Genomic DNA, 13,069 nt, shown 5'->3' with positions numbered 1-13,069 from the left:
CCTTGAAGGCCAATGGGATAACAGATCTTCACGACCAAACCAAGGACATGTGAGATCTATCAAGGTTACTGCTAGTTGATCTTTTGCTCAGCAACTCATATCATACCAAAATAAATCGCACACGATTAAATCTTGAGAGATACCACATGCCAACACTATACGAATTTTCAGCCACCACGTTACAAAACAAGCCATTTGATTTTCAGTCGCTGCAAGGCAAAGTCGTTTTAGTGGTTAACACCGCCAGTAAATGCGGCTTGACTCCACAATATGAAGGTCTGCAAGCACTCCACGAAAAATATGCCGAGCAAGGATTGGTAATTTTAGGTTTTCCTTGTAATCAGTTTGGCGAACAAGAGCCCGGTGATGCAAAGCAAATCGAGCAAGGTTGCTTAATCAACTATGGCGTCGATTTCACCATGATGGAAAAGGTCGACGTGAACGGTGACAGCGCGCATCCGTTATTCAAATATTTAAAGTCTGCTCTGCCAGGCCTGTTAGGCAGTAAAATAAAATGGAACTTTAATAAGTTTTTAATTGGTAAAGATGGTCAACCTATCAAACGTTTTGCGCCAATCACCAAGCCAGAAAAAATCGCCAAACATATCGAAAAAGCATTGCAGGCTTAAGCTAATATGAGTGAGAAACATCCTCAACTTGATTTAGAAAACCAGCTTTGCTTTAAGCTTTATGCGGCATCTCGGCAAGTCACTAAGCTTTATCAGCCGCTGCTAAAGCAATTGGATTTGACCTATCCACAGTACATTGTGTTGTTGATTTTGTGGCAGCAAGATGGCCTGCTAGTAAAAGAGATCGGTGCTCAAGCAGAATTAAACAGCAATACCCTCACACCACTGCTAAAACGCTTAGAGCAAAGAGAAATTGTGATACGCAAACGAAACCCTGACGATGAAAGGCAAATGTTTATTTTCTTGACCGAAAAAGGACGGGCGCTTGAAGCACATTGCGCCTGCATTCCGGCGCAAATGTTACAAAGCTCGGGGATGTCACTAGAGCAAGTCAGTGAACTTAAATCTTTACTTGAACAGTTTTTGCAGACACAAAAAAGCCGCTAAGCAGCGGCTTTTTTGTGTCTGCAACGTTCTGTAATTAGCCGATTGACGGATAATCACGATAGGCTTTTTCTAGCTTTTTAGCTTGTTTCTTAGACACACCTAAATGATTTAGCGCCACGCGTAAACGAGCACGAGATAGATCAGAACCTAGCACTTCCATCGCATCAACCACGGATGTTGACGACGTTTTACCTGTAATTGCAACAAAGATAGGCTCTAAGAACTCTTTGATTTTCAATTCATGGTGCGTTGCTACTGCTTTGGCGATGCTGAAAATTTCAGACTTGTTCCAATGACGGAGCTTTTCTAGTTCCCAGATAAAGATTTGTAGTGCTTGACGTACGACTTCTTCATCCGCTTTGCCCGCTGTAAGTAATGCCGGATCGTACTCTGGTAGGCCAGCAACAAAGTGACCTGCCAAATCCACTAAATCTGACAGCGTGTTGATACGTGCTTTAGCTTCTGGCAATACGCGAGCTAGTAACTCACCGTTGAATTTCCAGTTTACAAAGCGTTGGATCAACTCTTCATCAGACAAGTTTTCGCGGATCCAAAGGCCGTTTAACCAGTTTAATTTGTCGATATCAAAAATAGGACCGCCCAGTGATACGCGCTTCATATCGAAATGTTCGATCATCTCTGCAAGCGTGAACTTTTCACGCTCGTCAGGCATTGACCAACCCATGCGACCAAGGTAGTTAAGTAGCGCTTCTGGTAAAAAGCCCATTTCTTTGTAGTAATTGATAGAAGTTGGGTTCTTACGCTTTGATAACTTAGATTTATCTGGGTTACGAAGCAACGGCAAGTGGCCTAATACCGGCGCTTGCCAGCCAAAGTCTTCGTAAAGCTTAAGTAACTTAGGCGCAGAGTTGATCCATTCTTCACCACGGAAAATATGACTGATCTCCATGTGGTGATCGTCTACAACGTTGGCCAAAAAGTAGGTTGGGAATCCATCAGCTTTAAGTAACACTTGCATGTCTACGTTTTCCCACGGGATCTCAATTTCACCACGTAGATAATCGTTGAATTTAAACGTGCCTTCTTCTGGGATTTTCATGCGGATAACATACGGTTTGCCCGCTTCCAGATTGGCTTTTACTTCTTCTTCGCTTAAACGTAGACCGCGACCATCATACTTAGGACGTAAGCCTTCGGCCATTTGCTCTTCACGCATTTGATCAAGTTCTTCAGCGGTTGCAAAGCAGTAAAACGCTTTACCCTGCTCAACCAATTGGTGGGCGTATTTTTTGTACAACTCTGAGCGTTCAGACTGACGATAAGGACCAAACTCACCACCCACATCTGGGCCGTGATCCCAATCTAGACCCAACCAACGTAGGCTGTCCATAATAGCTTGTTCTGATTCAGGCGTGCTGCGAACCTGATCGGTATCTTCGATACGTAACACAAACTCACCGCCTTGCTGTTTAGCAAAGCAATAGTTAAATAATGCGATATAAGCGGTGCCAAGGTGCGGATCACCCGTTGGAGATGGCGCTACGCGAGTACGAATAGTCATCTAAATTCTCTTAAAAATGGGTTCAAAAAATGATGGGGCTAATGCTAGCATAGCCCCCTTGTGGCGCAAAGCCTGAGTAGTTAAATTAAGCCGCTTGCTCTAGCTCTTTAAGATAAGCGATGATGTCGTTCGACTCATACATCCACGTTACTTTATCTTGTTGTTCAATGCGCAAACAAGGCACTTTAATTTTGCCGCCTTGTTCTAGTAATTCTTGGCGATACTGCTCATCACCTTTGGCATCTCGTGTTGCTAACTTGATGCCTTCACGTTTTGCCGCACGACGTACTTTGACGCAAAAAGGACACGCTTTGAATTGATAAAGCTTTAAACTGCTGGTTGCGGCATCTAACGCAGCCTGCTGCTCAGGCGCACGCTTTTTACTGCGAGGGGTAAAAATAAAATCCAGAATTAAAATAAGTCGACCCAGTATCCATCTAACCAATTTCATTGTTAGTTTCACTCCAAAGCGATTGTCAAAATTAGTTGGTGATTCTACCACAACCACCAACTAATTTGGTTACTTTTTGGTTTACACGCTCGCTAAAATAACCAGATTATCGCGGTGGATGATTTCACTAGAACACGCATACCCCAGCACGTCTTCAAGTTCGCGACTATGACAACCTTTTGCCAGCTGCAAAGCAGGATCGTCTAGGTTACACAGCCCTTGCGCTATGATTAAGCCTGCTTGCGTCACGATTTGTACCAAGTCCCCCCGTTGAAAGCGCCCTTCAACCGCTATAACGCCTTTGGCTAATAAACTGGCACCACGATTACAGATAGCTTCAATCGCGCCATCATCACACACCACCCGCCCCGTAGACTTAGGCCCAGACAGCAACCAGCGCTTACGCCCCCCGATCGGCGCTTCAAAGCGAACAAATGTGGTGCTTTTAGCGGTGTGAGAGAGAACACGGTTCAGGATATTATCTTCGCTGCCTTTGGCTATGATCACATCCACCCCAGCACGCTGAGCAATATCAGCAGCTTGTAATTTAGTAGACATGCCACCGGTGCCTAATGCAGTTCCGCTGTCTCCAGCGAGCGCACGTAATTCGTCGTTCACTCGTTCAACTTTATCAATCAGTTGCGCGTTTGGGTTGTTACGCGGATCTTGAGTAAATAAACCATGTTGATCGGTAAGCAGTAACAGCTTATCGGCATTGGCTAAAATCGCCACGTACGCAGATAAGTTGTCGTTATCACCGACCTTAATTTCTGTCGTTGCCACAGCGTCATTCTCATTAATAATCGGAATGACTTCATGGGAAAGTAACTGCAATAGCATATCTCTGGCGGTGAGATAACGCTCTCGATGTTCAAGATCAGCTCTTGTCAGTAGCATCTGCGCAACGGGCAAATCATAAATGGCAAACAAGGACTGCCATAAATGGATTAGTTGTCCTTGTCCCACAGCAGCCAGCATTTGCTTCTCTGCGAGGGAATGGCCAATTTCTGTATTCAGTACATCTCTGCCTGCCGCAACCGCACCGCTGGAAACAATAATAACCTGATGACCCGCACGCTTTAGTTCAACGCACTGACGCACCAGCTCAATCATTCTGGGTTTATTTAACCGCTTAGTACCTGCTGTTAATACGCTGGTGCCTAGTTTTATTACTACGGTGCTTTTTTGTTCCACGGTGAGTTCGCAATATATTTGATGTGTATGCTGAAGTTTTATCCTATCCGCCCTATTCGAGCAAGACTCTGACGTATGAAAAATTATTAACTTTGCTGCAAAAAGGTATAATTGCATACCGTGATTCAGATCAACTCTGAACTTGAGTCAAGATGAGAAACTCAAACTCACTAAAGGCAGCGTGACAATATGAAAAAACATAAAAAAAGCAAAGAATTGATGATGCTACCACTGTTACTGGTGGTGATTTTAATGTGTATTGGTGGGCACTTTATTTTGCAGCCTAGTTATCAAGACAGCGCGCTGATTGAATATTCATTGGCTGCACTGCCATTTGCGATGTTTGCGGTGGTGATAATCGCCATTAAAATGGCGATAAAAGCAGACAAAGAAGATTAGGCTAAAGCTTGTGATAACCAAACCAAAGTGGTGTCAGTGGTGTTGATTGTCCACTTGGGGTGAGCTTGATATGCCACTTAGGATCGATAAGGTCAACGACAAAGCAGTCGTCTACATCATGTAAGTCGTCTTTATGAATGTGGCTATAACCATTTAATAACTTGGCTTTGGCTCTTTCTTTGGCCTCATCGGCACTGCTCGCCACAAATAAATCAAAGTCATGGATCTCAGCCAAACTCCCCGGCTTATAGCCCCCAAGGTTAACAAAAAATAATTTTTGGCTTTGAATAACGGGCTCTTCAACTAACTCTATCGCATAACCATCGGCATGCTCGATGATGGTGTAGCTATCCATATGAACGTTATTTTTATCTCCTACCCATTGCTGTTTAAGCTTGGGGTAAGTCTCTTCAATGCTATTGGCGACAACAAAACGAACATCGTGCATTTCAATATGACAACCTTGAATACGGCCACCTAGATAAACAATAAATAACTTCATAAATTTTTACTCCCTGATACCAATTCGCTTAAATATCTGCTCAATTTGAGAGATAGAACCTGCTGCTAACTGCGTTAAAAATTTCTCATTTAGAACAACTAAACAGCAAAATTTTTGCCAAGCTATCAACTCGCTTTTCTCGACTCATAATTGTTCAACTAATTAAGAGAATTGGTATAAAAACGGCATGGTAGCAAAACGCATCTTACTTGGCATGTCGCAATTTACAAATTATGCTGTTGATAAAACGATAATAAATTCCCAACAGGGCAAAATAATGAAATATCTACTTTTGGCGCTTTCAACCGCAGTCAGTTTCAGTGCATTGGCTCAATTCACCGTGATCCATAACGTCAATGGTTACACCCCAACAAAAGAGCGCCAGCTCTCTGAATTTTCTACCTTAGTCATTAAAGATGGCAAAGTAGTGAAAACGGGCGATGACTCCATTGCTGCGAAATACCCACAAGCGACCAAAGTAGACGGTCAAGGAAAAACACTTCTTCCTGGTTTAATCGACGCCCACGGACATGTGATTGGACTGGGTAATAATCTGGTTACCTTAGATGTCAGAGGCAGCCGCTCTATTGCCGATGTGGGTGATAAGCTCAAAGCCTACAGCAAGGATAACAAAACCGGCTGGATCATTGGTCGCGGTTGGGATCAAACGTTGTGGCAAGGTGGACAATTCCCCACAGCCAAAGATTTAGATCGATATATCGCAGACAGACCTGTGATGCTAACCCGCGTAGATGGTCATGCCATTTGGGTAAACAGTAAAGCCATGCAGCTTGCAGGAATAACAGACAAACACAAGTCTCCTGAAGGCGGTGAAATCATTCGCCTTGCCAACGGCAAGCCCAGCGGCATTTTTATTGATAAAGCCGAGTCGTTGATCCGAAGTCATGTTCCAGCGCAATCACCTGAGCAAGTAAATCATGCGCTCAATAAAGCCAGTCAGCATTTACTGAGTCTTGGAATAACCTCAGTGCACGACGCGGGGATTGACCACACGACGTGGCAGGTTTATCGCAAACGCATGGAAAACAACACCATGCCGCTAAGAATTTATGCCTTGCTCAGCGCCAGTGATCCGCAGTTAGATACCATGCTCAAAGCCGGAGTGATTAAGAACCAACAAGATGATCTCGTTGTTCGCAGCATCAAGATCTATGCCGATGGTGCGCTAGGCAGTCGCGGAGCCGCGCTTATTGAAGACTACCATGACAGAGCGGGTCACAAAGGCCTAATGCTGGAAAACCAGGCCACTTTAGAAGCGTTGATCACCAAAGCGGTGCGTCATGGCTATAGCGCGCACACCCATGCCATCGGAGATAGAGCAAACCGGATAGTATTAGATGCTTACCAAAATGTGTTTCAAAAAGCTGGCGGTCGATTACTAAGAAACCGCATAGAACATGCACAAATCGTTCACCCAGACGACATTCCGCGATTTAAACAATTAGATATCATTCCATCTATGCAGCCCGTACATGCTACCTCCGATATGCATATGGCAGAAAAGCGCTTGGCAGAGAAACAACTACAAGGGGCATATGCATGGCAAACCTTTTTACAACAAGGCAGCAGAGTGGCTGCGGGGTCAGATTTTCCCGTCGAACTGGCCAATCCATTTCATGGACTGTATGCCGCTATTACTCGCCAAGACCAACAAGGCAAGCCAAAGCAAGGATGGCGAGCTCAAGAAAAGCTAACTCGTCTGCAAGCGCTAAATGCCTTTACCATTGATGCAGCTTACGCGGCGTTTCAAGAATATAAGCTGGGTAGCCTCGAACATGGCAAGTGGGCAGATTTTATTTTGATTGATCGTGACTATTTTAAGGTGGATGAACAACAAATCGATGACATTCAGGTCGAGCAAACGTGGATTGCGGGTGAATTAAAATACGCTCACTGATGTCGATATAGCTTAATCAAATGATAGGTGTTTACTAGCGCTAATAAAGCGTTAGTAAACGCAACAGGCCAAGCTGAAATGAATGCACCATAGATGGTAAAACAAATACACCCGATAAGATTAAACCAACGCAGCTTACGCACTTCGCTCATCATCAAAGAGATCACAAGAAAAACTGAAGCTAAATAGCCCAAATACTCCCAACTCATTTGTTCTCTCTCCTCAGTTGCGATAGCATAACACCCTTAATTGTTTGGTTCGCACTAATCGTAGTAGATTCAATATCACAACCTAAGCAATACAATGGTCTTTGGTTATAATTTCAGCGAGTCAAACAGGTATTGCGCGATGATCTGCGTGGAATAAAAAAGCTAACCCACAAGCCCCAGCAAAAATTAGTAACCAAACAGTTCTAACACGGGAAGTGGGGGTTTAACAGTAACTTAAACGGTGTGAGTTAGCATAAAACTGAAATTTCATGCTAACGTCATTATAGTTTAATAAATAGGACAATTGTCCGAAGAGCCATCTAGATGTTTCAATATCACTTTTCAAGCAATTTGGTCGAGCAGTTACTTAAATTTGCCGGTAACAGCTTTCAACATACTAAAAAAGAAGTGCTGATCCACCAAGATGAGCCACTGACTAAACTGATCTTGGTTACCAGCGGTACCGTCTCGTTCAGCTACGATGTGGGCAATGGTCGTCGTTTACTATTAGGCCAATTGGATTGCAATAACACCTTGATAGGTGAAATAGAGGCGTTAAATAACCAGCCCTGTATTTACACCGTCACCTGCTTAGGTGACGTAAACTATCATCTGATAGAGTTAAAGCACTGGCGCAAATTGTTACTAGAGCAGCCAGAACTAAGTCTATATACCGCACAGACCATTGCGGCTAAGTTCGCTGAGAACCAAAAAATAAACTTAGACAAACTCTTACTGCCACTTAGCTATAACATTGCTAAGGATTGCTTGCTCAGAGCTGAAAATTCCAATCCAACCTTGCTGCGAGCCTACAACACCGTAAGCGCAGAAGCCGAACGTTTTGCGACCACCGAACGAGCCTACCGTCGTGTAGTCAGTGAACTGGTAGATAAAGGACTCATCGTAAGAAGTAGTGAAGGATTAAAACCGGTAGACTTAGAAAAGTTAGAAGCATTTGTAGAGAGCTTTTCTCAAGTATAAACAAATAGCTGTGCGCGAAGTTAAAGTATTACACGCTAAATTTTTCGCGCCACCTTTTTACGAGCTTCGCAGTTGCTTAGTATCTCGCGCTTGATCTCTGCTGGCACAGCTGACCAGTTTAATATTTCTTCCAGCGTTCGATAACAACCCACACACACGTCATGGTCATCCAAGCAACACTGTCTGATACAGGGGCTTTCTACTTCATCTATCGGCTTAGCGTCACCGCGATTACTACTCATAAGCCACCTCCTTACAATTACTATCGTGTTAAGTCGTAATACACAAATGAGAAAGGGCTGAATATCAGCCCTTTCCGTAAGTTGTTTGTAATTACTAAGTAACTTCTGCTGAGGTTACTTAGTAAATAGCGACTTGATATTAGCCAAGTCCGATTTACCTTCTGCGAGCTCTTCAGGCGTTAGTCCTGATAGTTCATGTGGAAACACTAACCACTCGTCAGACTCATGAATGTAGTAATCTGGTGTCATCGGGACTTTTTTATTGGCCGGCTTGTAATATGGACAAGCAACGCGGATGTCCTTAGGTAGGTTTAAGCGCATTAGCTCACCAAGCTTTTCTTTTAATGCGTAAATACTGCGACCAGAATCAAACACATCATCAACAATAAGCAGCGAGTCACCTGCGTTGGCATTTTCAATAATGTAATGCAACCCGTGAACTTTTATCTCTTTAGACTGCTTGCCAATACCATAGTAAGAAGAAGTACGAACGGCAATATGATCCGTTTCAATACCTTTAAAATCGTAATATTCTTGAACTGCTATGCCTATCGGCGCACCACCACGCCAAATACCAATAATAAAGTCAGGTCGAAAGCCATCTTCATAAACCTGAGCCGCTAAGCGAAAAGAATCTTCAAGCAATTGTTGCGCTGTAATAAAGCACTTGTCAGACATAAATACCCCGTATGGAACCCGTGTGATGCTGAAAACCGCCACTTCATCAATAAGCAGCGCTTAACCCGATATTCTATCCTACTTTACGAGGTTATGCTGTAATAATTGCGCTTTCAGATTGCTTCATTAAGAAAAGGAGTAAACATCAAGATTGCTGCTTTACAAGCGTTGGGATAACCGTCGGGAAACTAAAATCGAACATTAAACCTCTTGTTTAATAAAAAAGTAAACGGCAGGAATCCGAAAAAGTGAGGGGCTAAACAAGAAGCCTAAACTAGGCTTCTTCAGGGCTATTATCGGTCGCAGCCTAGCCCCTTTTATAAAAAGCGTTCAGTTCATCTTGAACTGGTACTTACTAGCGAGTTCTTTTTGGTAGGCTTTCTTGCGCTTGAACTTCCCAGCGCGTTCTTTTTGCCCCTTGGATAGCTGGCGTCATTTTATTATCTAAACGCCCATCTACATTTAACTCTTTCATCGTTTTTTTGTTTAACTTAAACATCATTGTCTCCTTGTTATAAAAACATCAAATTAACAGCTTGCTAGCAACACATCAATACCCAAAATGGGTAAAATAGATGAAATAAAAACCATGTTTGGTCGTTCTATTCGATAGTTCACGTTTTAAATTAACAGGAAACACCATGAAAAGATCAATTATCGCACTGTCGCTAACCACCTCACTGCTAACTTCAATAGCCAGTTATGCTAGCTGTGAGGAGATTTACCAACAACAATCTCAAAAACTCGATGTCAGTGTAAATGAGTTTGACCAACCCCCCGGTGCTGGGTGGCGGGCACTGCTGGATGCTAAATGCTATAACGAAGCCGTTAAATTGATTGATGACTATCAACAAAAACACAACACGGATAATTCAGCGCTAGAATGGCACTATTTTCAACTCTTGGCGTTTGCAGGGAGAAAAGAAGAAGCTATCAGCGTGGGTAAAAAAATTATCAGTGAGTTGCCAGCAACCAGCAGCCCCGAGTTTCTTTGGAACGAATATGTGATTGCCAGCGTTGCCTTCCTCGAGGGTGACAACCAAACCTTAATGGAAAATCGCAATAAACTGGCAAAACACAAAGAGCATTTTGGCAACAAAATGAATTTAGCGGCAATAGATAGGCTGGTGAATAATATTAAGCAACCCTACGTTATTGCTTATATGACTCAGTAACCTCAGCTGCGGTTAAGTAAACAACAGAGGCTTTAAGCACTGTGCTTTTCCTATAATTGCAGCGTAAATGAGGCGATGTGACTTAACATAGTCTCACATGCGCTGCTTTTAATTTTGTAAGCAACGAGAGACCTGAAAGACTCAGCCCTGACCTGTTTACGTTGCCATGGACAGCCTATGCATCAAAGTCTCTTTATCAACTAACTGAATTGCTTGAGCCTGTTTAACCTCTGACAACGAAAGTACTCTGGCATGGTGCGAAGACACAAACAACGAGACCTCAAGACCAAACTCGTCAACTTTCTTCATCAACTCAGCAAGACGGTGATAGGTATCACTATTTGGCCAGCGACTTGGTGAATCAAACCCAGTTTGTAAGCTACTGCCAAACATATCCTCAGTAAACAATAGATTATGTTCAGGTAGATACATTACCAAGTTGTGGTTCGCATGACTGTTTGCAACATCATAAATCTGGATCTTACCACCAGCCAACGACTCATAAGAGGTGATTGCCTTTGTTTGCTCTGCTGAGAGTTGATGCTGCAAATGCGCTTGAACCGCTGTGACATCATTAGTATGAACTAACAGCTGCGAGCCTTGCCGAACAATATCATCTAGTCCCATCATGTGATCAGTATGATGATGCGTCACTAAATGCTGCTTAATTGGCTTATCGTTTTTGGTCAATTGACGGAACAGCTCGACATTACTGAGCCAATCTTTACTGTCAGCATCCATTTGCCAAGCGCCCGCCGAAACAACATACTCACCTACATCAACAAATAAGGTATATGACCATTCCTTACCAACATAATACACCCCAGAACCAAGCTCTCGTAAGGTGCGCGTTGATACATCTACAGGGCTCACCTTCGGCCGTTGGCGATAGCCTTCAGGTACATTAAACGACAAATGCTCAAGCTTGTTTACTTTTACCGTTCTTGCATCAGTATGATAAAGCGGCCCTTGCTCTGTCCCCACAAACAAGCGCTTTGCCCATACTACGCCTTGACTATTTTGATGATCCATAAAGTCATAGCTAACACGTTGTCCATTACGCGTTTTGAATACTCTGGATAAATAACCTGTTTGTTGATTTAAATACAGCACATATTCGTGCTTTGTCCCTTTATGCACACTAATCACGTCATGAGCTTGGCCCTGAATATAGGCAATATCTGTCCATTCACTGGACTGTTTGTCTTTATGCAAATTACGCACGATAAGTGTATCTAACTGCTGGCTTAGCCCTAAATCCACATTTTCAAAGCTGATACGTTCAGACGGTGTATATTGCATCAATACATGGTCAATAGAGTAACCTTTACCTTGACTAAATAAGCGGTGAATGGCCTCTGGACTATCCGAGCTATGCCCACCAACGATAGGCAAAGTTGCACGTTTGAACGCTTTACGTTGATGAACAAAGTCAATCTTCAGCGCTATTTGCTGTTCACTTAAATAACTTATCATTTCACCTTGTAAGCCATGACCGCTTTGCCACTTGGAAAAGTGCATCAGCTTATCTTGCAGCATGATATTTTTAAGTTGTAATAACTTTTCACCTCCGTATGCAGTCACGGCTTTGTCAATAATGCGTTGTGCTTTTTCATCGGCCAAGAGCGGCCCATGGAGTAACGCCAGCAACAATGTAGCGACCCAACCCAATATTTTAATCCTGTTTTTTATATACATATTACTTCTTACCTACTCGGGCCTGTTAATCTTTGCTGTTGTATTCATTCATTGATTGATTGCGACTAGTGCACCTTAGGTTGCGGCTGTAACGACGATAGCCATTTGATGCTTTTAACCGCCATAGATGGAAATGAGTCACTGTGCCCAGCAGATTCGATCACTACCTTTTCTATCCTTGATAGACGTTTGTACTTGTTCTTTTTCAACGTCTCTACAAAACCTTCAACATACTGAATAAGCTTTTCTTCTTGTTCACCGTATGAGATATACACGTTGATCTCAGGTTTATCTGAATTGAGCGCGTTGCTTTGCCACGAGAACAAATCTGGCGCTGAACGCCAAATACTCGGACTGCCTAAAATATAGTTCTTAAACATATCGGGCTGCGTTAACAGTGCATAACTACCAAATAAGCCACCCATAGAAAAACCAAAATAAGTACGCTCGTCTGGTTTTGTGCGATAGTGTTTTTCAACGTAGCTAAACACATCGTCGCGAATAAACGTTAAGTGAGTACTCGCTTGTCCATACTGATACTTGGCTTGTTTTTCTGGGTCGGTTGAGGGTTTAATCGAAAAGTCGCGAAAACGGCTCGCATACACGCCGACGTCTAATTTTTGCTGCTCAGAAATATCGGTCTGCCACGACACCCCAACCAAAATTACCTCTTCCATCAAAAAGAAAGTCGCAGCCGATAGCAACTCGATATGCCAATAAGCATCGGTAAAATAAATCACCGGATAATGCTTATCGTTATTGCTTTGATAGCTTTCTGGCAATTTCACATACAAGTCATACTGCCGTTTGGTTTTGCTATCTTGAATTGGAATAACTTCAGTACCAGGGATCTGAACTGGCGCAGGCTCTTTCGCTTGCAGCGTAAAAAACGGTAATAACGTAAATAGTGCAATAATTAAATTGATTCTCATAATCGTGTTCCACCTTATCGGTTTAGCAGGTACTTAAGCTCAGCTGCAGACAAGCGAACTTGCCCAATACTGCGACTTTGTACACTCTCTTC

16 protein-coding genes are annotated in these 13,069 nt (G+C 43.1%); 6 read left to right on the top strand and 10 right to left on the bottom strand.

The annotated features are described in order from the left end of the window. Nucleotides 1-146 precede the first annotated feature (146 nt). Both ACSLBF_RS03095 and ACSLBF_RS03090 read left to right on the top strand, forming a co-directional pair. On the top strand, nt 147-629 hold the full coding sequence (locus tag ACSLBF_RS03095; protein WP_440055156.1) for a glutathione peroxidase: 483 nt from the start codon (nt 147-149) through the stop codon (nt 627-629). 6 nt (nt 630-635) lie between these two features. Next, nucleotides 636-1,076 (top strand): MarR family winged helix-turn-helix transcriptional regulator, encoded by a 441-nt coding sequence (locus ACSLBF_RS03090; RefSeq protein WP_440055155.1) that lies wholly within the window; start codon nt 636-638, stop codon nt 1,074-1,076. Between the two features lie 34 nt (nt 1,077-1,110). Here ACSLBF_RS03090 and gltX read toward each other — a convergent pair whose 3' ends face one another. The 3 genes from gltX to proB all read right to left on the bottom strand — a co-directional run bounded on the left by gltX (nt 1,111) and on the right by proB (nt 4,243). Continuing rightward, the gene (gene gltX, locus ACSLBF_RS03085; protein WP_440055154.1) at nt 1,111-2,598 is read right to left on the bottom strand and encodes a glutamate--tRNA ligase; all 1,488 of its coding nucleotides are present in this window, start codon (nt 2,596-2,598) and stop codon (nt 1,111-1,113) included. Nucleotides 2,599-2,683: 85 nt separating this feature from the next. Next, nucleotides 2,684-3,049 (bottom strand): glutaredoxin family protein, encoded by a 366-nt coding sequence (locus ACSLBF_RS03080; protein ID WP_440055153.1) that lies wholly within the window; start codon nt 3,047-3,049, stop codon nt 2,684-2,686. A gap of 81 nt (nt 3,050-3,130) precedes the next feature. Continuing rightward, complete coding sequence (proB, locus tag ACSLBF_RS03075) at nt 3,131-4,243, bottom strand: glutamate 5-kinase (RefSeq protein ID WP_440055152.1); 1,113 nt, start codon at nt 4,241-4,243, stop codon at nt 3,131-3,133. Nucleotides 4,244-4,432: 189 nt separating this feature from the next. Between proB and ACSLBF_RS03070 the strand changes: the two genes are divergently transcribed. Continuing rightward, nucleotides 4,433-4,642 carry a hypothetical protein gene (locus ACSLBF_RS03070; protein ID WP_440055151.1) on the top strand — a complete coding sequence of 70 codons (210 nt, stop codon included), beginning with the start codon at nt 4,433-4,435 and terminating at the stop codon, nt 4,640-4,642. A 1-nt stretch (nt 4,643) separates the two neighbouring features. On the opposite strand, the gene ACSLBF_RS03065 is transcribed toward ACSLBF_RS03070, so the two are convergent. Further along, nucleotides 4,644-5,144, bottom strand: coding sequence for a DUF1543 domain-containing protein (locus ACSLBF_RS03065; RefSeq protein WP_440055150.1), 501 nt, complete (start codon nt 5,142-5,144; stop codon nt 4,644-4,646). A gap of 277 nt (nt 5,145-5,421) precedes the next feature. Between ACSLBF_RS03065 and ACSLBF_RS03060 the strand changes: the two genes are divergently transcribed. Beyond that, on the top strand, nt 5,422-7,062 hold the full coding sequence (locus ACSLBF_RS03060) for an amidohydrolase (protein WP_440055149.1): 1,641 nt from the start codon (nt 5,422-5,424) through the stop codon (nt 7,060-7,062). Here ACSLBF_RS03060 and ACSLBF_RS03055 read toward each other — a convergent pair. Beyond that, nucleotides 7,056-7,271 carry a YgjV family protein gene (locus tag ACSLBF_RS03055; RefSeq protein ID WP_440055148.1) on the bottom strand — a complete coding sequence of 72 codons (216 nt, stop codon included), beginning with the start codon at nt 7,269-7,271 and terminating at the stop codon, nt 7,056-7,058. The genes ACSLBF_RS03060 and ACSLBF_RS03055 overlap by 7 nt on opposite strands. Before the next feature lie 324 nt (nt 7,272-7,595). On the opposite strand from ACSLBF_RS03055, the gene ACSLBF_RS03050 reads away from it, so the two are divergent. Further along, complete coding sequence (locus tag ACSLBF_RS03050) at nt 7,596-8,252, top strand: Crp/Fnr family transcriptional regulator (RefSeq protein WP_440055147.1); 657 nt, start codon at nt 7,596-7,598, stop codon at nt 8,250-8,252. Between the two features lie 35 nt (nt 8,253-8,287). Here ACSLBF_RS03050 and ACSLBF_RS03045 read toward each other — a convergent pair whose 3' ends face one another. The 3 genes from ACSLBF_RS03045 to ACSLBF_RS03035 all read right to left on the bottom strand — a co-directional run bounded on the left by ACSLBF_RS03045 (nt 8,288) and on the right by ACSLBF_RS03035 (nt 9,674). Next, entirely contained in the window at nt 8,288-8,494 is a 207-nt protein-coding gene (locus ACSLBF_RS03045) for a DUF1289 domain-containing protein (protein ID WP_440055146.1), read from the bottom strand. Between the two features lie 114 nt (nt 8,495-8,608). Then, nucleotides 8,609-9,172, bottom strand: a complete 564-nt coding sequence (locus ACSLBF_RS03040; RefSeq protein ID WP_440055145.1) for a phosphoribosyltransferase — start codon at nt 9,170-9,172, stop codon at nt 8,609-8,611. Nucleotides 9,173-9,527: 355 nt separating this feature from the next. Beyond that, nucleotides 9,528-9,674: a hypothetical protein gene (locus ACSLBF_RS03035; RefSeq protein WP_440055144.1), complete on the bottom strand. Its 147-nt coding sequence runs from the start codon at nt 9,672-9,674 to the stop codon at nt 9,528-9,530. A 139-nt stretch (nt 9,675-9,813) separates the two neighbouring features. Between ACSLBF_RS03035 and ACSLBF_RS03030 the strand changes: the two genes are divergently transcribed. Next, nucleotides 9,814-10,347 (top strand): hypothetical protein, encoded by a 534-nt coding sequence (locus ACSLBF_RS03030; RefSeq protein WP_440055143.1) that lies wholly within the window; start codon nt 9,814-9,816, stop codon nt 10,345-10,347. A 156-nt stretch (nt 10,348-10,503) separates the two neighbouring features. On the opposite strand, the gene ACSLBF_RS03025 is transcribed toward ACSLBF_RS03030, so the two are convergent. Beyond that, a complete protein-coding gene (locus ACSLBF_RS03025) occupies nt 10,504-12,045 on the bottom strand; it encodes an MBL fold metallo-hydrolase (RefSeq protein ID WP_440055142.1) in 1,542 nt (513 codons plus the stop codon). Nucleotides 12,046-12,110: 65 nt separating this feature from the next. Further along, nucleotides 12,111-12,977 (bottom strand): alpha/beta hydrolase, encoded by an 867-nt coding sequence (locus ACSLBF_RS03020; RefSeq protein ID WP_440055141.1) that lies wholly within the window; start codon nt 12,975-12,977, stop codon nt 12,111-12,113. Nucleotides 12,978-13,069: the final 92 nt, after the last annotated feature.

Source organism: Pseudoalteromonas sp. T1lg65 (assembly GCF_051930985.1).
Classification (GTDB): Bacteria; Pseudomonadota; Gammaproteobacteria; order Enterobacterales; family Alteromonadaceae; genus Pseudoalteromonas.
Note: the sequence above shows the minus strand (reverse complement) of the source record. Positions and strands in the feature narration are given on the sequence as shown.

Bases quoted from the DNA above. Each gene is read 5' to 3' on its own strand.
- ACSLBF_RS03060 (WP_440055149.1), top strand. From the start codon at position 5,422: ATGAAATATCTACTTTTGGCGCTTTCAACCGCAGTCAGTTTCAGTGCA.
- ACSLBF_RS03095 (WP_440055156.1), top strand. From the start codon at position 147: ATGCCAACACTATACGAATTTTCAGCCACCACGTTACAAAACAAGCCA.
- ACSLBF_RS03025 (WP_440055142.1), bottom strand. From the start codon at position 12,045: ATGTATATAAAAAACAGGATTAAAATATTGGGTTGGGTCGCTACATTG.
- ACSLBF_RS03065 (WP_440055150.1), bottom strand. From the start codon at position 5,144: ATGAAGTTATTTATTGTTTATCTAGGTGGCCGTATTCAAGGTTGTCAT.
- ACSLBF_RS03050 (WP_440055147.1), top strand. From the start codon at position 7,596: ATGTTTCAATATCACTTTTCAAGCAATTTGGTCGAGCAGTTACTTAAA.
- ACSLBF_RS03020 (WP_440055141.1), bottom strand. From the start codon at position 12,977: ATGAGAATCAATTTAATTATTGCACTATTTACGTTATTACCGTTTTTT.
- ACSLBF_RS03090 (WP_440055155.1), top strand. From the start codon at position 636: ATGAGTGAGAAACATCCTCAACTTGATTTAGAAAACCAGCTTTGCTTT.
- gltX (WP_440055154.1), bottom strand. From the start codon at position 2,598: ATGACTATTCGTACTCGCGTAGCGCCATCTCCAACGGGTGATCCGCAC.
- ACSLBF_RS03070 (WP_440055151.1), top strand. From the start codon at position 4,433: ATGAAAAAACATAAAAAAAGCAAAGAATTGATGATGCTACCACTGTTA.
- ACSLBF_RS03045 (WP_440055146.1), bottom strand. From the start codon at position 8,494: ATGAGTAGTAATCGCGGTGACGCTAAGCCGATAGATGAAGTAGAAAGC.
- ACSLBF_RS03030 (WP_440055143.1), top strand. From the start codon at position 9,814: ATGAAAAGATCAATTATCGCACTGTCGCTAACCACCTCACTGCTAACT.
- ACSLBF_RS03040 (WP_440055145.1), bottom strand. From the start codon at position 9,172: ATGTCTGACAAGTGCTTTATTACAGCGCAACAATTGCTTGAAGATTCT.
- ACSLBF_RS03055 (WP_440055148.1), bottom strand. From the start codon at position 7,271: ATGAGTTGGGAGTATTTGGGCTATTTAGCTTCAGTTTTTCTTGTGATC.
- ACSLBF_RS03035 (WP_440055144.1), bottom strand. From the start codon at position 9,674: ATGATGTTTAAGTTAAACAAAAAAACGATGAAAGAGTTAAATGTAGAT.
- ACSLBF_RS03080 (WP_440055153.1), bottom strand. From the start codon at position 3,049: ATGAAATTGGTTAGATGGATACTGGGTCGACTTATTTTAATTCTGGAT.